This is a genomic window from Pseudarthrobacter xylosi (assembly GCF_055412765.1).
Genome location: NZ_JBVAYT010000001.1, coordinates 271,356 through 290,499, shown reverse-complemented (window position 1 = coordinate 290,499; position 19,144 = coordinate 271,356). Strand labels below are relative to the sequence as shown.

The following is a 19,144-nucleotide window of genomic DNA, read 5'->3' as shown; positions in this document are numbered from 1 at the left end:
GAGCATGACTAACACCAATATGACTGTTGAAGACCTGATTAACCGCTCCAACCGCCTCGGTGCGGACAAACGGAACACCAACTTCGCCGGCGGCAACACCTCGGCCAAGGGCAGCGAAAAGGACCCGGTCACCGGTGAGGACGTCCAGCTGCTCTGGGTCAAGGGCTCCGGCGGGGATCTTGGCACGCTGACGGCCGGGAACCTCGCGGTGCTGCGCCTCGACCGGCTGAACGCCCTGAAGAACGTGTACCCGGGTGTTGAGCGTGAAGACGAAATGGTGGCTGCTTTTGATTACTGCCTGCACGGCAAGGGCGGCGCGGCGCCGTCCATCGATACCGCCATGCACGGCCTCGTGGACGCGGCTCACGTGGATCACCTGCACCCGGATTCCGGGATCGCGATTGCCACGGCCGTGGACGGGGAGGCCCTGACCTCCAAGATCTTCGGCCACAAGGTCCTCTGGGTTCCTTGGCGCCGGCCTGGTTTCCAGCTTGGGCTGGACATCGCCGCGATCAAGGATGCCAACCCGCAGGCCATCGGCACCATCCTGGGCGGCCACGGCATCACTGCCTGGGGCGCCACGTCCGAAGAAGCAGAACAGAACTCGCTCTGGATCATCGAACAGGCCGAGAAGTACATCGAGGACAACGGCACGGCCGAACCGTTCGGGCCCATGCTGGCCGGCTACGGTGCGCTGCCGGAGGCAGAAAGGCGCGCGAAAGCCGCCGCACTCGCCCCGGTGATCCGCGGCCTGGCCTCCACGGACAAACCGCAGCTGGGGCACTTCAGTGATGACGCCGTCGTGCTTGATTTCCTGGCAGCTGCCGAGCACCCACGTCTGGGCGCGCTGGGCACGTCCTGCCCGGATCATTTCCTGCGGACCAAGGTCAAGCCGCTGATCCTGGACCTGCCCGCCGATGCCTCTATCGAGGACTCGGTGGCCCGGTTGAAGGAACTCCACACCGCCTACCGCGAGGACTACCAGGCGTACTATGACCGCCACGCGACTCCGGAGTCACCGGCGCTGCGCGGCGCGGACCCGGCCATCGTGCTGGTCCCGGGCGTGGGCATGTTCTCGTACGGCGCGAACAAGCAGACCGCCCGCGTTGCCGGCGAGTTCTACCTCAACGCGATCAACGTGATGCGGGGCGCGGAGGCGGTCTCCACCTACGCCCCGATCGAGGAGTCCGAGAAGTTCCGGATCGAATACTGGTCACTCGAGGAAGCCAAGCTCGCCCGGCTGCCCAAGCCCAAGTCGCACGCTTCCCGCATCGCGCTGGTCACCGGTGCGGCGTCGGGCATCGGCAAGGCGATTGCCACCCGGTTGGCGTCCGACGGCGCGTGCGTCGTCATTGCCGACCTGAACCTTGAGAGCGCCCAGGCCGTCGCCGCGGAACTCGGCGGCGCGGACGTCGCCATCGGCGTCCAGGCGGACGTCACCGACGAAGCCCAGATCGCGGCCGCGATCCAGGAAGCCGTGCTCGCGTTCGGCGGGCTGGACCTGGTGGTCAACAACGCGGGCCTGTCCATCTCCAAGCCGCTGTTGGAAACCACCGAAAAGGACTGGGACATCCAGCACAACGTCATGGCCAAGGGCTCCTTCCTGGTGTCCAAGGCCGCGGCGAAGGTCATGATTGACCAGGACATGGGCGGGGACATCATCTACATCTCCTCGAAGAACTCCGTGTTCGCGGGCCCGAACAACATCGCCTACTCCGCCACGAAGGCCGACCAAGCCCACCAGGTCCGGCTCCTCGCGGCCGAGCTGGGCGAATATGGTATCCGGGTCAACGGCATCAACCCCGACGGCGTGGTCCGCGGCTCCGGTATCTTCGCCGGCGGCTGGGGTGCCAAGCGCGCCGCCGTCTATGGTGTGGACGAGCAGGAACTGGGCAAGTACTACGCCCAGCGGACCTTGCTCAAACGCGAAGTCCTGCCCGAGCACGTGGCCAACGCCGCCGCCGTCCTCACAAGCAACGAACTGTCCCACACCACCGGACTCCACATCCCCGTGGACGCCGGGGTGGCAGCAGCCTTCCTCCGATGAGCACAACCGCCTCAGCCGCGGACACCCGCCCGGCCACGGCCGGGGTGGTGTCCGCCGCTGATCCCCGCGGCGTTTTCGCCGCCGTCGACATCGGCGCCTCTTCCGGCCGGGTCATCCTCGGCCGGATCAAGGACGGTGAGAGCGTGGAGCTGGAAACGGTGCACCGGTTCCCCAACGGTGTGGTGGAGCTCGACGGCGGCCTCCGCTGGGATTTCGATGCCCTGTTCGCCGAGGTCCTCGCGGGCCTGAGCGCCGCCGCCACTGTGGCGGCGCTGCAGGACGAAACCATCACCAGCATCGGGATCGACACCTGGGCGGTGGACTACGGCCTGGTCAACGCCGCGGGCGAACTCGTCGCGCAGCCGTACAGTTACCGCGACGACCGCAGCCGTGCCGCCGTCGCGCCTGTTCACCGGAAATTGGACCCTGCCCGGCTCTACGCCACCACCGGGCTGCAGTTCCTGCAATTCAACACCCTCTACCAGCTCGCCACCGAGCCGGACTTGAAGGGGCTGCAGGCGCTGCTCATCCCGGACCTCATCGCGTTCCTGCTCACCGGGGTCCGCCGCACGGAATCCACCAACGCCTCCACCACGGGTCTCTTTGACGCCGTCGCGGGGGAGTGGGCCACCGGGTTCCTCACCGCCCTGGGCCTGCCCAAAAAGCTGTTCCCGGCGCTGATCGAACCCGGCGAAACCGTGGGCGCCCTGCTGCCGAAGATCGCAGCCCGGGTGGGACTGCCGGCCGGCACCAAGGTGGTGGCCGTCGGCTCGCACGACACCGCCTCCGCCGTCGCGGCCGTCCCCGCCCAGGAGGACAACTTCGCCTACATCTCCTCCGGAACGTGGTCGCTGGTGGGGCTGGAACTGAACCACCCGGTCCTGACCGAAGCCAGCCAGGAAGCGAACTTCACCAACGAGCGCGGCGTGGACGGCACCATCCGCTACCTGCGCAACATGGGCGGGCTCTGGCTCCTGAGCGAATGCCAGCGGACCTGGGCCGCCGAAGGCTACAGCCCGGAACTCACTAATCTGCTCGACGCCGCCGCGGCACTGCCCCCGGGCGGCCCGCAGATCAATCCGGACGATTCCGCCTTCATCGCCCCGGACAACATGCCCCACCGCATCCGCGCCACGCTCCGCCACACCGGGGACCTCCTGCCGGATGACCCCGCGGCGATCACACGTTGCATCATGGACAGCCTCGCCTCAGGCTACGCTCGGGCCATCGCGGACGCCGAACGCCTGGCAGACCGCACCGTGGACGTGGTGCACGTGGTGGGCGGCGGCTCCCAGAACAGGCTCCTCTGCCAGCTCACGGCAGACACCACCGGCAAAAAAGTGGTGGCCGGGCCAGTGGAAGCGACCGCCGTCGGGAATGTCCTGGTCCAGGCCAGGGCAGCCGGGCGCGTCAGCGGAGGGCTCAGGGAACTGCGCCGGCTGGTGGTGTCATCGCAGGAGCTGCAGACCTTTACTCCGCAGCTCTCGCGGCTGTAACCACCGCGACCCCAGCGCGAACGGACAGTTGAGGCCCCAGCCGCAGGGGCCCGAGTGTCCTTTCGTGTCAAGAGGGGTCCCGCGATTGGATGGTGTGACGTAGGATCTCCGATAGCAACCCGACGAGACAGGACCGGACAGCAGCATGCCCCTCTTCGACCTTCCCCTTGAACAGCTCCGCGGCTACACCTCGAGGATCACACCACCCGCCGATTTGCAGGAGTTCTGGGACGCCACCCTCGACGAGGCCCGGACGTTCCCGCTCAACGCAACGTTCGAGCCGGTGGAGAACCACTTGTCAGTCATCGACACCTTCGACGTCACGTTCGCAGGCTACGGCGGCTCACCGATCAAGGGCTGGCTGCACGTCCCGGCGAACCGGCGTGCAGGGACCCCGCTGCCCGTCGTTGTGCAGTACATCGGTTACTCGGGCGGCCGCGGACTGGTGAACCAGGACACCAAATGGGCCCAGGCAGGCTATGCGCACTTCATCATGGACACCCGCGGGCAGGGCTACGGCGGGATCCTCGGCGAGACAGCCGATCCCCACCCGTCGGCGGGCGAGGTGGCCTACGCGGGGCTCATGACCAGGGGAGCAGGCAGCCGCGAGGACTACTACTACCGCCGGGTGTACGTGGACGCGTTCCGTGCGGTGGAAGCGGCGCAGTCCCACCCCGAGGTGGACGCGTCGCGCGTGGTCCTGGCCGGAGTCAGCCAGGGCGGCGGCATTGTGGTGGCGGTTGCCGGGCTGGTGGCGGGAAGGCTCGACGGCGTCATCGCCGCGCTGCCCGACGTCCCCTTCCTGCAGGACTTCCCCAGGTCCATCGACATCGCGGCCCGCGGCCCGTACCCGGAAATCGCGGCTTTCCTGGGCAGGCACCGGGACAGGTATGAGCCCATGCTCGCGGTCCTGAACTATTTCGACGGCGTCAACCTGGCCCGGGCAGCCAGCGTGCCTGCCCTGTACTCGGTGGCGCAGATGGACGATGTCTGCCCGCCATCCACGGTGTTCGCCAGCTTCAATGCGTACGGCGTTGACGCCGCGGCACAATCCGCGGCACAAAAGGACATCGAGGTCTACCGGTTCAACAACCACGAGGGCGGCCAGGAGCACCACTGGATCAGGCAGCTGCAGTACCTCCGCAAGCTCCTGGGCTGACGCCGCGCGAACTGGCAGATAGTGACGCTTCCAGCGGGATTTGGGGGTGTTATCTGCCGGTCCGCGCAACGTTACGGCCACGATTTTGCGGCCGTAGCAGCGCCCGGCTATGGTTTGCCTATGACAAACCGTTGGTATGCGTATTTTTCGTTGGCTCTGGAGGAGCCCGCGTCTAACTGACACGCATCCATCTTCCTTCAGAGCCAACAGGGCAGAGATCATTCTCTGCCCTTCGCCATTTCTCCGGCGGGTTCTGACCTGGGCCCGCTTTCCTATCTGGAACAGGACCCGAACATGAGCACCGCGACAGCCACTCCCTCAAAATCCACGTCCAATCTGCGCGTCAGCGAATTCACGTCGCTGCCCACGCCCCAGGAGCTCATCGCCGAGCTGCCCATGGACGCCCGGGTGACGGACGTCGTCGAGCGTGGCCGCGACGAAGTCCGGGCCATCATGGACGGCGTGGACGACAGGCTGCTGGTCATCGTGGGCCCCTGCTCCATCCACGATCCCAAGGCAGGGCTCGAATACGCCCGCCGGCTGGTCAGCCAAGCAGAAAAGCACCGTAACGACCTCCTGATCGTGATGCGCACGTACTTCGAAAAGCCCCGCACAACGGTGGGCTGGAAGGGCCTGATCAACGATCCGCGCCTGGACGGCAGCCACGACATGGTCACGGGGCTCCGGACTGCCAGGGAGTTCCTGCAGCAGGTCACCGCGCTGGGGCTGCCCACCGCCACCGAATTCCTGGAACCCATCAGCCCCCAGTACATGGCGGACCTGATCTCCTGGGGAGCCATCGGTGCCCGCACCACCGAAAGCCAGATCCACCGCCAACTTGCCTCCGGGCTCTCCATGCCCATCGGATTCAAGAACGGGACCGACGGCGACCTCCAGGTCGCGCTCGACGCATGCGGCGCCGCCGCTGCCGCCCAGGCATTTCTGGGGATCGACGGCGACGGCCGGGCCGCGTTGGTGGCCACCGCCGGAAACCCGGACACCCACGTCATCCTCCGCGGTGGACGTAAAGGGCCCAACTACTCAGTGGCCGACGTCGAAAGCGCCTCTGCCAAGCTCGCCGGCAAGGGGCTCAACCCCCGGCTGATCGTGGACGCCAGCCATGCCAACAGCGGCAAGAGCCACCACCGGCAGGCGGAGGTGGCACTGGAAATCGGCGCGCAGCTGGAAGACGGCGGTGAGGCGGCACAGGCCATCGCAGGCGTCATGCTGGAAAGCTTCCTGGTGGGCGGTGCCCAGAACCTGGATGTCTCCGAGCACGCGGCGGGCCGGGCGGAACTGGTCTACGGCCAGAGCGTCACGGACGCGTGCATGGATTGGGACGTATCTGTTTCGGTCCTCGATCAGCTCGCGGCGTCCGCCCGGAAGCGCCGGTCCGCTTAATGATTGCCCGGATGACTTTCACTACAGCCCCATGAACCTCTAGAGTATCTAACACATGGTTGGTGGATGGCTCAGCATCGGCACACCGAAAATGAAACACAGCTGGGGTTACTGTCGTCATCCATCAGCAAAGGAATAGGGAAATGTCCGCAGCTCAGAACTTCTCGAACGCGAAGTTCCTGACCGTCGCCGAAGTGGCCGAGGTCATGCGCGTCTCCAAGATGACCGTCTATCGGTTGGTCCACTCAGGCGAAATGCCGGCGGTGCGGTTCGGCCGGTCGTACCGGGTGCCAGAGAACGCCGTCGAGCAGTACCTCAAGGGTGCTGTGGTGGACGGGCACACCGAAACCGCCTGAGCATTACCTGCGGTCAGTGGGCATCGCCAAGAAGCGGTACCCTGTTAAGGAACGTTTTACGTCATTGTAAGAATCTGTCAGTTGTTTCAGTTCTGTAGCTCTGTCCACGGACCTTTTCATCAGACAGGTACTGCATCTAGTTTGTGAGGAACTTTCGTGGGTTCAGTTATTAAGAAGCGTCGCAAGCGTATGGCCAAGAAGAAGCACCGCAAGTTGCTTCGTAAGACCCGTCACCAGCGCCGCAATAAGAAGTAGAGATACTTCGCCAAGCGTGAAAATGCCCGTTGCCTTCCAGGCAGCGGGCATTTTTTTGTGCGCCCCCGCAACTGAGTAGCAGTAGATGTCGCAATGAACTCTCATAAGGACATGTACTGCTACCTAGTTGGGTGCCTAAGCTCGGGGGCCGCGCATCCGGGAGTATCCGCGCCAGAGACCGTACACGGCGCCGCCGGCCGTTGCTGCCTTCAGCCCAAGGGTGGCGGCGCGGCGGCCGGAACGGAAATCGTAGACCGGCCAGTTGTTGTCCCGTGCGTGGCGGCGGAGCCTGGCATCGGGGTTGATGGCTACCGGGTGCCCTACCAGGGTCAGCAGCGGGATGTCGTTGTATGAGTCGCTGTAGGCCCAGCAGCGCTTGAGGTCCAGGCCTTCAGTGTCGGCCAGTTCCCGGACAGCCACAGCCTTGGCCGCGCCGTGCAGGATGTCACCCACCAGACGGCCGGTGTACATGCCGTCGGCAACCTCGCCAACCGTGCCCAAGGCTCCGGTCAGGCCCAGCCTCGTGGAAATGACCGCGGCGACCTCAATGGGGGTTCCGGTGACCAGCCATACCCGCCGGCCCACTCGGAGGTGCTGCTGCGCCAGTGCCTTGGCCCCGGGCCAGATCCTGGACGCGATCATTTCGTCGTAGACCTCTTCGCCCAAGGCCTTGACGTCTTCCACGGTGATGCCGGCTGCGAGCGTGAGGGCGGAATCTCGGACGGCGTGGACGTCGTCCATGTTCTCGCCGCGGGCCACAAACTTAAACTGCTTCCACGCGAACCCCGCAGCCTGCGTCAGGGTAAAGGCGCCGCGCTGGTGCATCTTGCGGGCAACATGGAAAAGGCTGGCGCCCTTCATGAGGGTGTTATCGACGTCGAAAAAGGCGGCTTCGCCGGTCTGCATCAACGCATCCGGCTGGGTCACCACAGCGACGTACTTCTCCTCGGGCATGTCCACGAGTCTAGTCAATAGTCGGTGACCGGGAATTCAGTGCCCGTGCCCGCCGCCCGCGCCGCCGCGGGCCCCGCCCACGGCTCCTGCCCTCTGCCCCGTTCTCTGCCCTTAAGGGCGTTACGGTTAATACATGGCAAAACCCGAGGTAGTGCTCATCACCAAAGCAGACTGTCACCTGTGCGCAGACGCGCGCGACGCCGTCGGGCGCGTTACTGCCTTGCTGGGACTTGGGTGGACGGAACAGTTGGTGGATGAGCTGCCGGAACTGCGTGAGCGCTATGCGGAGGAAATCCCCGTGGTCCTGGTGGATGGAATCCAACGCGATTTCTGGAAGATCGACGAAGCCCGGCTGGAGCGCGTCCTTCAACGCGCCATGGCCCAATAGGACAGCGGCCTCGCAGAATGACACAGGCTTTGTTGGCACCGGCGGCGGGGCTCTAGAGTGGACTCACGACGCGATGGGATGGAGGGGATAGTGACATCACTGGATTCATCTTCCCAGGCTGTCCAAGGTGCAGAGGATGTCCAGGGAACACCGCCTGGCCATGGTACCCGGCCTCTGCACGGCGCAGAGGCCGCCAAGCAGATACCGCCCGCGGCAGTGGCGCGGCTGACCATCTACCTGCGCGCCCTTAACTCGCTGCTGTCAGACGGCGTCGAACGCGTGTCATCCGAATCCCTGGCAGAAGCGTCGGGTGTGAGCTCGTCAACCCTGCGCAAGGACCTTTCCTATGTGGGTTCCTACGGCACACGCGGCGTGGGCTACGAAGTGCAGTACCTCAGCCGCCACATCTCCGCAGCCCTGGGGCTGACCCATGACTGGAAGGTCGCCATTGTTGGCGCGGGTAACCTGGGCAAGGCCCTGGCCCGCTACGGCGGCTTCGAGTCCCGCGGCTTTGACGTGGTGGCAATTTTCGACGCCGACCAGATGGTGGTGGGCAATGAGGTGGGCTGGCTGCGCGTCAGCGACGCCGCGGACATGGAGGCCGTGCTGCAGCGGACGGGCGCCAACATGGTGGTCCTGGCGCTTCCGGCCACCGTGGCGCAGGCCGTGTGCGACCGTGTGGTGGCCGCCGGCGTCCACAGCATCCTCAGCTTCGCCCCCGTTATGCTCCAGGTCCCCGAGGGCGTCAACCTCCGCAAGGTTGACATGGCCACCGAGCTGCAGATCCTCGCCTATCATGCACAACGGGCGCAGACCCCGGACCAGACCGCCTAGTTCGTTGGCAGCTGGTGGGGTCCACGCCCGTTAGGGTGTGGATTGGAGCTAGGTGGTGCTACTGGCCGTAGGGGTTGCCAGGCGTTGTGCCCGGGGCCCCGTACGGGCTGCCGAATACCTGCTGCCTGCGGAAATAGGGTGCTGCCGCCGGCAGGTAGAGCAGCACGATGGCCGCGATCCCCGCCAGAGTTCCCAGAGTTCCGATGCTCGGCGGTCCGAAGAGGCCGAAAATGGACAGTGCCGCGAAAACGGTGCCGAGGATACGGGCCCAGTTCTTGCCCTTGCGGACGAAGAAGGCAACGAGTGCGTACAGTCCCGCACCGATGATCGCGAAGACTACGAGCGATCCGGCAATGACGCCCTTGAAGTCGTCGAACGCGAATTCGGCACCAGTGGCGCCGCTGCTACGCATGGCATCGTCGAACGCATCCCGGATCTGAGGATCGTCAAGCATGCCGATGCCCATCAGAAGGCTGATGACATACACAACACCCGCGCCGATCAGCAGCCAGAACGAGATGTTGACAAGCTGGGGAATCCCGTTGGATCCCGCGGCCTGGGGCTGTTCGGACGGGTACTGCGCGTACGGAGACTGTCCGTGCGGCTGCTGGCCATAGGGCGGAGGAGTGGGCTGGCCGAACTGCGGCGGGTTGTTCTGCCCGTACTGCGGGGCAGGGGGAGTCTGCTGGCCGTACTGCGGCGCTGGGGGAGTCTGCTGGCCGTACTGCGGGGCGTTCTGCCCGTACTGCGGTGCCGGGGGAGTGGGCTGCCCGAACTGCGGGCTGTTCTCGCCGTATCGGGGCGCTGGCGGCTGGTTGCCGGGCTCGGGCTCGTTCGGGACGGGAGGCGGGACAGGCGTGCTCATGAGCGGTCCTTTGCAGGTCGGATGTCAGTTCGGCTGCTGGGTGCAGTCCAACTGGCCTGCCCCCAGTACGGCTTAGTTCCCACCGTACCCCCGGCGCGTGCCGCGGGGGATCATTCCAGAGAGGTATTCCGGCGGAACTCAGCCCGGTTGATTCAAGACCCTGTGTCCAGGGGATATTCGTGCACGCGCGGCTGTCTATTCGCGGCCCTCAGCGCCCATCACAGCCCTGCAGGCCGGGTGAGATCCGGCTATGCGCGTCCCTTGACGGAGTTGAACCAGGCCTGCGAGTTCGGCAGCCACATCAGGACGGTTGCCGCGGCGGAGATGAGGAAGCCGAGCCAGTTGTTGCCGATCCCGCTGCTGCCGCCCACACTGCCGCCGATCACGGCGAGCACCAGTGAAACTCCGGCCACGATTGTGAGGGCCAGGCGGGCCCACTCCTTGCCTTCTTTCATTTTCAGGACCAGGACAATCTGGGCCGCGGCCAAGGCGAGGGCCACCAGGACGAGAAGGAGGACCACGGCAGCCAATCCAGGTGCGACGGTGAACAGTGCAAGGGTGGCAAGCAGTCCGAAGAGGCCACCAAGGACTCCCAGCATGCCGCCGATGAGCCAGATCCAGTACGAGACCTTGAGCTCGGTGGGAAGCCCGGTCACGCTGAACATGCCGGAGAAACCGCCCTTGGGCATAACGTCATTGAAGTTGTGGGGGCCGTCGGTGGGCATCGCAAATTGGAAGCCGCCCGGCTGGCCCGGCTGCGAGTAGGCCTGGCCGGGCTGCGGGTAACCCTGCGGCGGCTGGTAGCCAGCGGGAGGAACGTTGCTGGCCGGAGGAGTGCTGCCGGCCGGCGGCTGAGTGGCAGCCGGCTGAATCACAGGCGGCTGGGCCCCGGGCTGGTCAGCGCCGGGCTGCTGGGGCTGCTGGGGCTGTGGTACTTCACTGTTGCTCATGGGTCTCACTGTAGACCGCGTATCCGCCTGTATCTAGGGGACAAAACAAAGCACCCCGGCCGCCAGATTCCAGGGAATGGCGGCCGGGGTGCTTCAGGATGAAAAACTATGCTGCGGGTGCGATGAACGCGAGCTCCAGGTTGATGGCAACCTTGTCGCTGACCAGCACGCCGCCGGCTTCCAGTACGGCATTCCAGGTCAGGCCGAAGTCCTTGCGGCTGATGGTGGTTTCAGCGGAGACGCCGGCGCGGGTCAGGCCGAACGGGTCCACGGCCACGCCGTTGAACTCGGTCTCGAGGGCAACGGGGCGGGTGACGCCCTTGATGGTGAGGTCCCCGGTCAGCTCGTAGCTGTTGCCCTTGGCCACCAGGCCGTTGGACACGAAGGAGATTTCCGGGAAGGTCTCGACGTCGAAGAAGTCCTCGCCGCGCACGTGGCCGTCGCGGTTGACATCGCCGGAGTCGAAGCTGGCCGTCTGGATGGTGGCGCTGATCTTGGAATCGGCCACATTGTCGGCGAGGTCCAGGGTTGCCGCGGCATCCTTGAACTGGCCGCGGACCTTGCTGATGCCTGCGTGCCGGACGGTGAAGGCGATCTCGCTGTGCGAGTTGTCGAGGGTCCAGGTGCCGGTGGTGACGTCTGCGGGAAGAGCCATGGTGTTTCTCCTTGGGTTTGTCGGGTGGTACTTCCGGATAGCTTGACGCTTCATTTATTGAATCCTCAACTATCCGCTGCATCCAGTATAAACATGCATTTGCATGTTTTGTTCCCGGTCCCGGAACATTTTTCAAAAAAATTGAGTTCTACTGGATGTAGAAGATTTCGGATCGCACGCCATCTTTGAGAAACTGGTAAACATGCCCCAATCCACTGTCCATCTGCTCCGCCACGGCGAGGTCCACAATCCTGACCGCGTTCTGTATGGCAGGCTGCCCGAATTCCATCTCTCCGAGCTGGGCCGGGAAATGGCGCAGATGCTGGCCCACCACTTCGCCGAGCGTGCTGCGCGCGGGTCCAGGATCGTCTACTTGGCGGCTTCGCCGCTGGTCAGGGCTCAGGAAACGGCGGCTCCCACGGCTGAGGCGCTTGGCCTGGAAATCCACACGGACGGCCGCATCATCGAAGCGGAAAACTACTTCCAGGGTATGAAGGTCACCAAGGCCGAGCTTCGGAAGCCCAAGCACTGGCCGCATCTGGTCAACCCGTTCCGGCCGTCCTGGGGCGAACCGTATAAGGCACAGGCTGCGCGCGTCAGGGCAGCAGTTGAGGACGCCCGGCTCCGAGCCATCGAACTGGCCGCCGGGGACTACGGCACCGACGGCCCGGAAGCCATCATGGTCAGCCACCAGCTCCCCATCTGGGCCACCCGCCTCAGCGCCGAGGGTAAGCCGCTGTGGCATGACCCGCGCAAACGCGAGTGCACGTTGACGTCCATCACCTCACTGGTTTTCGACGACGACGGCTCGCTCCTGCGTGTTGAGTACAGTGAGCCCGCTGCCGCACTCCTCCCCGGCGCCGCCAGCACCCCCGGAGCCTGACGTGACAGACAACCGAACGATATCCCGCACAATGGCCGGCACCGCATCGCGCCGTGCCGTACTCGCTGCCGGCGGCGCAGCCCTGGCCGCCCTGACACTGGGAATGTCCGCCTGTGCGCAGGAAGACGCCCTCGCCAAGCAGGCAAAAGCCGGCGACAACAAGAACTACGTTGCCGGAGACGGCTCGGTGACCGAGTTCACCGCGGCGGACCGGAAGGCTGCCATCGCCATCAATGGCACGCTGTTCAACGGCACCGCAATAGCCCCTGCGGACTTCCAAGGCAAGGTGACGGTCCTGAATTTCTGGTTCGCCGCCTGTGCACCCTGCCGGGTTGAAGCCCCGATCCTGGAAGAGCTGCACCAGGACTTCAAGGACCAGGGCGTGCAGTTCTTCGGCGTCAACCTCCGCGACGAAAAAGCCACCGCAGAGGCTTTCGACAAGACTTTCAACCTGACCTACCCCAGCTTCGACGACAAAAACGGCGCCGTGCTCCTGGCCGTCTCCGGCCTAGTCCCGCCGGGAGCGGTCCCCACCACGCTGGTCCTGGACAAGCAGGGCCGCGTGGCCTCGCGCGTGCTGGGCGAAATCCAGAAGGGCACCCTCAAAGCCCTCATCACCGCCGCCGTGGCAGAGTAGCGGCGGCCCCGGACCGTGAACAGCCCCTTCGCCGAAACCATCCTGAACGGCTCGCTCCTGCTTGCCATCCCGGTGGCGCTGCTCGCCGGCCTGGTGTCCTTCCTGTCGCCGTGTGTGCTGCCCCTGGTGCCCGGCTACCTGGGCTACGTCACCGGCCTGAGCGGCGTGGACCTGGAGAAGCAGAAGCGCGGCCGGATGCTGGCGGGTATCGGGCTTTTTGTGTTGGGATTCTCGGTGATTTTCGTCCTCCTGGGCGGCGCGTTCGGCCAGCTTGGCACGCTGATCACCGGCTCGCAGAATGCTTGGATCACCCAACTGCTGGGCGTCCTGGTGATCCTCATGGGCGTGGTGTTTATGGGCGGTTTCGGCTGGCTGCAGCGTGATGCGAAGATCCACGCCAAGCCACCCGCGGGCCTGTGGGGCGCGCCGCTGCTGGGCCTCACATTCGGGCTGGGCTGGGCCCCGTGCATCGGGCCCACCTACTCCGCCGTCCAGCTCCTGAGCCTGTCCGGCGGTTCCTCCGCCGCCAAGGGTGCCTTCCTGGCGTTTGTCTACAGCCTGGGCCTGGGCATCCCGTTCCTGCTGATTGCCCTGGCGGTCCGGCGCGGCATGGGCGTGATGTCCTTCTTCCGTACGCACCGCCTGGCCATCCAGCGGATCGGCGGCGGGATCCTGGTGGTGCTGGGCCTGCTGATGGCCAGCGGCGTCTGGGGCACCTGGGTCACCGAATTGCAGTACTGGTTCCAAACCGATGTGAAGTTGCCGATCTGATGAGCGAGCGCGTGAAAGCAAAGAAGAAGTCCCCGGCCCCCGTTGCCGCAGCCAAAACTGAGGCGGCGCTGCCTGTCCTGGGGCCGGTGGAGATGCTGCGGTGGGCCTGGACCCAGCTGACCAGTATGCGCACGGCGCTGTTCTTGCTGCTGCTCCTGGCCGTCGCCGCGGTGCCCGGGTCCCTGTTCCCGCAGCGCCCGGCCAACCCGTCCATCGTGACGCAGTACATCAAGGACAACCCGGACTACGGGAAGCTGCTGGACACTCTGCAGCTTTACGACGTCTACTCCTCGGCCTGGTTCTCGGCCATCTACATTCTGCTGTTCATCTCGCTGATCGGCTGCGTGGTCCCGCGTGCCATCGCCCACTACAGGGCCATGCGCTCCCAGCCGCCGCGAACCCCCAAGCGTCTCTCCCGCCTCCCCGAGTACGGCACCCTGGTGGTTCCCGCCGACGCCGGCCTCCCGGCGTCGGACGCCATCCGCAGTGCCGCCGGGGTGCTGAAGAAGCGCGGTTACCGCGTTGACGTGAGGGACGACGACGGCGCGCGGCCGTCTTTGGGCGCCGAGCGCGGCTTCGCCAAGGAAGTGGGGAACCTGGTGTTCCACACGTCGCTGATCGGCGTGCTGGTGTCCGTGGCCGTGGGCGGCCTGTTCGGCTACAGCGGCCAGCGCATCCTGGTGGAGGGCGACACCTTTGTGAATACCCTGGTGGGCTACGACCAGTTCACCCCTGGCACCAACTTCCAGTCCAGCCAGCTGCAGCCCTACTCCATCCAGCTGGACAAATTCGACGTTTTGTTTGACCGCGAATCACCGGGCAAAATCGGCCAGCCTATCGACTTCAACGCCCAAGTCACCACCCGGGAAACCCCGGACTCGCCTGCCAAGCAGGAAGTCCTGAAGGTCAACGACCCCGTGACCCTGGGCGGCACCAGCATCTACCTCACCGGCAACGGTTACGCGCCTGTGGTGACCATCCGCGACGGCGCCGGCAACGTGGCCATGCAGGGTCCCGTGGTGGCCAAACTCCAGGGTGAGAACTACTACTCGTCCCTGGTGATCAAGGTCCCGGACGCCAAGCCGGACCAGCTCGGGTTCCAGGGGTTCTTCCTCCCGACGGCGTTCGTCAACGATAAGGGCGTGTCCTTCAGCGGCGACCCCGATCTGTTCAACCCGCGGCTGACCCTGAACTCCTACTTCGGTGACCTTGGCCTGGACACCGGCTCGCCGCAGAACGTCTTTGAAATCGACGTCAAGGACCTCACCCCGCTGAACGCCCGCAACCTGGAGGCCGGCGGCATCACCCTGGCGCCGGGCATGAGCTACACCCTGCCGGACGGCAAGGGAAGCATCAGTTTCGACGGCGTGAAGCGATACGTGGGTGTGGACATCCACCACAACCCCGGCCAGCTGTACGTCCTCATCTTCGCTTTGCTGGCCGTGACAGGCCTGATCACGTCCCTCTACGTCAACCGGCGCCGCGTCTGGGTACGGACCGGGACCCACGAGGACGGGCGGACCATGGTGGAGTACGGCCTGCTTGCCCGCGGTGAGGACCACCGGCTCGCCGCGGAAGCCGCTGCCGTCAGGAAGCTGCTCTCCGAAGAGTGGCAGCTCGAGGCTGACGATGCCGATCCTGATTCCGGCGTCACCCAGGAAATTCCCAGCCGCCAGGACGATAATGGCGCAGTCTCGCTCACCACCCCAGCTGGCCCCATCGGGCCGAAAAAGGACCAGTAATGCCGTTCGCCATCAACGAAACCATGGGCCAGTACAGCGAGCTGTTTATGCTGCTCGCCGCCGGCACGTACACCGTGGCCTTTATCGCCTTCGCCTGGGACCTCGCGAAGAGCAGCAAGGCGCTGCGCGCGGTTGACCTTAAGGCGGCCGAAGCTGCCGGGACCAAGGTGCCCGCGATGGCCGGTGCCCGTGCACCTTTCGGTGCTTCGGCTGGCATTTCCGTTGAAGCGGGCTCAGCAGCGGACAGCGTGGCAGTGGACCGGGTGGACTCGCACCTGGCCGGACCGGTGGGACGGGCCGAGCGGCCGTCGTCGTCCGTTGCCAAGCGGGGCGGCGACGCTTCCGGGGCCGGGCAAACCGCTGACGCCGATATGCGCTACGCCGCGGAACGGCGTGTTCCGGCGCGCGTTGCTGTTGCCCTCACCGTCCTCGGCGTTCTGATTCATGCCGCCGGCGTTCTCACGCGCGCCATCGGGTCCGGCCGCGTGCCGTGGGGCAACATGTACGAGTTCCTGACCACGGGAGCTTTTGTGGCCGTGGCTGTGTTCCTGCTGGTACTGATCCGCCGTGACCTGCGGTTCCTTGGCACATTCGTGGTGGGCCTGGCCATCATCATGCTGGTGGCCGCCTCCGTGGCCTACTGGACTCCGGTGGGCCACCTAGTTCCGGCGCTGCAGAGCTATTGGCTGATCATCCACGTGTCCATCGCGGTGATGTCTTCGGCCCTTTTCACCCTCACGTTCGCGATGTCCGCACTGCAGCTAGTCCAGTCCCACCGGCAAAAGACGGTGGCTGCCGGCGGGACTGACAAGCTTGGCTTTATGCGCCTGGTTCCCTCGGCACTGAGCCTGGAAAACCTGTCCTACCGGATCAACGCCATCGCCTTCATCGGCTGGACGTTCACACTGATGTTCGGTGCCATCTGGGCCGAAAAAGCTTGGGGCCGGTTCTGGGGCTGGGACACCAAGGAAGTCTGGACCTTTGTGATCTGGGTGGTTTACGCGGGCTACCTACACGCCCGTGCCACGCGTGGCTGGACCGGCACCCGCGCCGCCTGGCTGTCGATCGTGGGCTACCTGTGTGTTGTCTTCAACTTCACCATCGTGAACCAATTTTTTAATGGCCTGCATTCCTACTCGGGCCTCTGAGCAGGGGTTTCTCCGGCGCACCGATTCAACGCTCACCTAATACACCAATCGATGTACGAATGAGGGTGTTGCCGGGCAGGCGGTGATGCTACCTTGGTTGAAGCTCGTCGGTGATGAAGCTCGCTGACGGCACGCTGCGTTTTTCGAGGTACCCATGAACTACGTTCTCGCCATAGACGTCGGGACCAGTTTCACAGCTGCTGCCCTCCTCCGAACTGATCTGAACGCTTCGCGTGTTCCGGAGAGCCTCCCGCTGGGACTCCGCAGCACGGCAGTTCCCTCTGTGGTCTACTACCCGGAGGAAGGTCCCATTCTGGTGGGAGAGGCTGCCGAACGCCGCGGCCTTGATTCCCCCGAGCGGGTGGTGCGGGAGTTCAAACGCCGGGTGGGCGATGAGGTACCGATCTCGGTGGGAACCCTGCAACTTCCCGCCCAGGACGTGTTCGCCACGATGGTCCGCTGGGTCGCCGACCGCGCTGAAGAGCGCGAGGGCGCACCGCCGTCGGCCATTGTCCTTTCCCACCCTGCCTCGTGGGGCGCTCACCGGACGCAACTCCTCCTCGCGGCCTTGGCCGCAAAGGGCCTCGACCACGTCACGCTGGTCAGCGAGCCGGAAGCCGCAGCGCTGCACTATGCCAGCCAGGTGCGGGTAGAGGACGGAACCACCATCGCCGTTTACGACCTCGGTGGTGGGACTTTCGATACCGCAGTCCTGAGGAAAACCGATTCCGGCCACTTCGAGCTCCGGGGTCGTCCGGTGGGGATCGAGGGCATGGGCGGGGCCGACTTCGACGCTGCTGTCCTGCGGCACGTAGCCGCTCACACCGGGCAGGCACTGGCCGGCCTTGATCCCGCGGAGCCGGGCGCCCTTGCGGCACTGGCGCGGCTGCGGCGCGAATGTGTGGAGGCCAAGGAAGCGTTGTCCGCCGACAGCGAGGCCAACATTCCGGTCCTGCTGCCGGGGATCCAGCAGCAGGTACGGCTGGTCCGTGCCGAGTTTGAGGCAATGATCAGCGAGCAGATCCGGGAGACCGTGGACGCTCTTGAACGTTCCCTGCAGGACCTTGGGCTCACTCCGGAGGACCTCTCTGCCGTGCTGCTGATCGGAGGCTCGTCCCGCATTCCGCTGGTGGCACAGCTGATTTCCGAAGAGCTGGACCGGCCAATCGCCGTGGACGCCGATCCTAAGGCATCCGTCTGCCTCGGCGCCACAGTTGCCGCGCTGCGCGCGCGGCCGGAGCTGACCGCACAACCGGACGTGGCCGCACAGGCGGACGCCGCCGTCGTGCTTCTCGAAACGGGTGGGCACCTTGCCGCCGCTGTGCATGGCGACGCGGTGCAGGGCGGGACAGTCCAGGGGGCCGCCATGGCAGCCGCTGTCCATGAAGCCAACCGTCGAGCCAGTTGGTCCCGGAAGCCGGGGGCCGCTTTTGGTTCCATCGCTGGCGCCTCCGCCGCTGGAACTGGCGCCTCCGCCGCTGGAACTGGCGCCGGAGCCAAGGGACACACGGGTGCCCATGCGGGCGCCCACGCACCTCGCGCCGGACTGCACGGAACGCGGCCCACGGCGCGGCTGACTGCGGTGGCCGCTGCAGCGGCTCTATTTACCGTGCTCAGCGCTACCGCTGCCCAAAGTCCCGGCGGGCTGGAAAGCCTCACGGCCATGTTCGCTCCTCTGGTGCCCGCGGCTCCCACACCCGATGCGCCGGGTGGCACGGATGCCGGCGGGTTAGTGGCCGGAGGAGCTGGCGGCGGCGCGGGAGCCGCCGCCGGTGAAGCCGGGGCCCCGCAGGAACCGAGTGTGGGCATTGAGGTCAGCGCGCAGAAGCCTGCGGCCACTCCCGCCAGCGGGGCCGGAATAGAAGCTGCGGCGTCGCCCGCCAGCAAGCCGTCGGCGTCACCGTCGGCAAGCGGCGCAGCCCCGGGTTCAACCCCCGGTGGTGCAAGTGATCCCACCCGGGCTGCCGCCGGGGCCGGCCCGGGGACGCCCACCGTAAATCCTGGTCCCACAACGCCGGCGCCTGGTACGACCACGCCGACCACCCCGCCGACGACCCCGCCGACGACCGTACCGCCTACCGTTCCGCCGACGACGGTACCGCCTACCGTTCCGCCTACCGTTCCGCCGACGACGGTACCGCCTACCGTTCCGCCTACCGTTCCGCCGACGACGGTACCGCCTACCGTTCCGCCGACGACGGTTCCGCCTACCGTTCCGCCGACGACGGTTCCGCCTACCGTTCCGCCGACGACGGTTCCGCCTACCGTTCCGCCGACGGTTCCGCCTGCGACGACGGTACCGCCTACCGTTCCGCCTGCGACGACGGTACCGCCTACCGTTCCGCCTGCGACGACGGTACCGCCGGAGCCCCTGCCAACAATTGTGCCGGCGTCGGAACCGCTGCCGACGATTGTACCGACAATAGCGCCGCCGCCACCGACGGCTGAACCCCCGGCCCCGGCCCCGGTGCCTGTGCCTGTGCCTGTGCCTGTGCCGACAATAGCGCCGCCGCCACCGACGGCTGAACCCCCGGCCCCTGTGCCTCCACCAGCAACTGAACCCCCGGCCCCTGTGCCTACCGTGACAGTGCCGGCGGCCTGAC

The 19,144-nt window shown here is 65.8% G+C and carries 18 protein-coding genes; 14 read left to right on the top strand and 4 right to left on the bottom strand.

Features of this window, described 5'->3' with window-relative positions; all coding sequences use genetic code 11:
- The first annotated feature begins 4 nt into the window (after positions 1 to 4).
- From ACZY1F_RS01390 to ACZY1F_RS01365, 6 genes are all read left to right on the top strand, one after another.
- On the top strand, positions 5 to 2,047 hold the full coding sequence (locus tag ACZY1F_RS01390; protein WP_463939879.1) for a bifunctional aldolase/short-chain dehydrogenase: 2,043 nt from the start codon (positions 5 to 7) through the stop codon (positions 2,045 to 2,047).
- Complete coding sequence (locus ACZY1F_RS01385; protein WP_463939878.1) at positions 2,044 to 3,543, top strand: rhamnulokinase; 1,500 nt, start codon at positions 2,044 to 2,046, stop codon at positions 3,541 to 3,543. Before ACZY1F_RS01390 ends, ACZY1F_RS01385 begins: the two co-directional genes overlap by 4 nt.
- Before the next feature lie 145 nt (positions 3,544 to 3,688).
- Positions 3,689 to 4,702, top strand: a complete 1,014-nt coding sequence (locus ACZY1F_RS01380) for an acetylxylan esterase (protein WP_463939877.1) — start codon at positions 3,689 to 3,691, stop codon at positions 4,700 to 4,702.
- 294 nt (positions 4,703 to 4,996) lie between these two features.
- Positions 4,997 to 6,103 carry a 3-deoxy-7-phosphoheptulonate synthase gene (locus ACZY1F_RS01375; RefSeq protein ID WP_463939876.1) on the top strand — a complete coding sequence of 369 codons (1,107 nt, stop codon included), beginning with the start codon at positions 4,997 to 4,999 and terminating at the stop codon, positions 6,101 to 6,103.
- A 143-nt stretch (positions 6,104 to 6,246) separates the two neighbouring features.
- Positions 6,247 to 6,459, top strand: coding sequence for a helix-turn-helix domain-containing protein (locus ACZY1F_RS01370; protein ID WP_463915955.1), 213 nt, complete (start codon positions 6,247 to 6,249; stop codon positions 6,457 to 6,459).
- A 156-nt stretch (positions 6,460 to 6,615) separates the two neighbouring features.
- A complete protein-coding gene (locus tag ACZY1F_RS01365; RefSeq protein ID WP_003792170.1) occupies positions 6,616 to 6,714 on the top strand; it encodes a 30S ribosomal protein bS22 in 99 nt (32 codons plus the stop codon).
- Between the two features lie 135 nt (positions 6,715 to 6,849).
- On the opposite strand, the gene ACZY1F_RS01360 is transcribed toward ACZY1F_RS01365, so the two are convergent.
- Complete coding sequence (locus ACZY1F_RS01360; protein ID WP_463915953.1) at positions 6,850 to 7,668, bottom strand: HAD family hydrolase; 819 nt, start codon at positions 7,666 to 7,668, stop codon at positions 6,850 to 6,852.
- 133 nt (positions 7,669 to 7,801) lie between these two features.
- Between ACZY1F_RS01360 and ACZY1F_RS01355 the strand changes: the two genes are divergently transcribed.
- The gene (locus ACZY1F_RS01355; protein ID WP_463939875.1) at positions 7,802 to 8,056 is read left to right on the top strand and encodes a glutaredoxin family protein; all 255 of its coding nucleotides are present in this window, start codon (positions 7,802 to 7,804) and stop codon (positions 8,054 to 8,056) included.
- 90 nt (positions 8,057 to 8,146) lie between these two features.
- Positions 8,147 to 8,890, top strand: a complete 744-nt coding sequence (locus ACZY1F_RS01350) for a redox-sensing transcriptional repressor Rex (protein WP_463939874.1) — start codon at positions 8,147 to 8,149, stop codon at positions 8,888 to 8,890.
- A 58-nt stretch (positions 8,891 to 8,948) separates the two neighbouring features.
- Here the strand turns inward: ACZY1F_RS01350 and ACZY1F_RS01345 are convergent, their stop codons facing one another.
- From ACZY1F_RS01345 to ACZY1F_RS01335, 3 genes are all read right to left on the bottom strand, one after another.
- On the bottom strand, positions 8,949 to 9,755 hold the full coding sequence (locus tag ACZY1F_RS01345) for an MFS transporter (RefSeq protein WP_463939873.1): 807 nt from the start codon (positions 9,753 to 9,755) through the stop codon (positions 8,949 to 8,951).
- A gap of 248 nt (positions 9,756 to 10,003) precedes the next feature.
- The gene (locus ACZY1F_RS01340; RefSeq protein WP_463939872.1) at positions 10,004 to 10,705 is read right to left on the bottom strand and encodes a hypothetical protein; all 702 of its coding nucleotides are present in this window, start codon (positions 10,703 to 10,705) and stop codon (positions 10,004 to 10,006) included.
- Between the two features lie 106 nt (positions 10,706 to 10,811).
- Positions 10,812 to 11,360: a YceI family protein gene (locus tag ACZY1F_RS01335; protein WP_463915948.1), complete on the bottom strand. Its 549-nt coding sequence runs from the start codon at positions 11,358 to 11,360 to the stop codon at positions 10,812 to 10,814.
- A gap of 202 nt (positions 11,361 to 11,562) precedes the next feature.
- Between ACZY1F_RS01335 and ACZY1F_RS01330 the strand changes: the two genes are divergently transcribed.
- The 6 genes from ACZY1F_RS01330 to ACZY1F_RS01305 all read left to right on the top strand — a co-directional run bounded on the left by ACZY1F_RS01330 (position 11,563) and on the right by ACZY1F_RS01305 (position 19,143).
- A complete protein-coding gene (locus ACZY1F_RS01330) occupies positions 11,563 to 12,243 on the top strand; it encodes a histidine phosphatase family protein (protein WP_463939871.1) in 681 nt (226 codons plus the stop codon).
- A 31-nt stretch (positions 12,244 to 12,274) separates the two neighbouring features.
- A complete protein-coding gene (locus tag ACZY1F_RS01325) occupies positions 12,275 to 12,880 on the top strand; it encodes a TlpA family protein disulfide reductase (RefSeq protein WP_463940379.1) in 606 nt (201 codons plus the stop codon).
- 15 nt (positions 12,881 to 12,895) lie between these two features.
- Positions 12,896 to 13,651 (top strand): cytochrome c biogenesis CcdA family protein, encoded by a 756-nt coding sequence (locus ACZY1F_RS01320; protein WP_463939870.1) that lies wholly within the window; start codon positions 12,896 to 12,898, stop codon positions 13,649 to 13,651.
- Positions 13,651 to 15,393, top strand: coding sequence for a cytochrome c biogenesis protein ResB (resB, locus tag ACZY1F_RS01315; protein WP_463939869.1), 1,743 nt, complete (start codon positions 13,651 to 13,653; stop codon positions 15,391 to 15,393). Before ACZY1F_RS01320 ends, resB begins: the two co-directional genes overlap by 1 nt.
- A complete protein-coding gene (ccsB, locus tag ACZY1F_RS01310) occupies positions 15,393 to 16,541 on the top strand; it encodes a c-type cytochrome biogenesis protein CcsB (protein WP_463939868.1) in 1,149 nt (382 codons plus the stop codon). The genes resB and ccsB overlap by 1 nt, the downstream gene beginning before the upstream one ends.
- A gap of 154 nt (positions 16,542 to 16,695) precedes the next feature.
- The gene (locus ACZY1F_RS01305; RefSeq protein ID WP_463939867.1) at positions 16,696 to 19,143 is read left to right on the top strand and encodes an Hsp70 family protein; all 2,448 of its coding nucleotides are present in this window, start codon (positions 16,696 to 16,698) and stop codon (positions 19,141 to 19,143) included.
- Position 19,144: the final 1 nt, after the last annotated feature.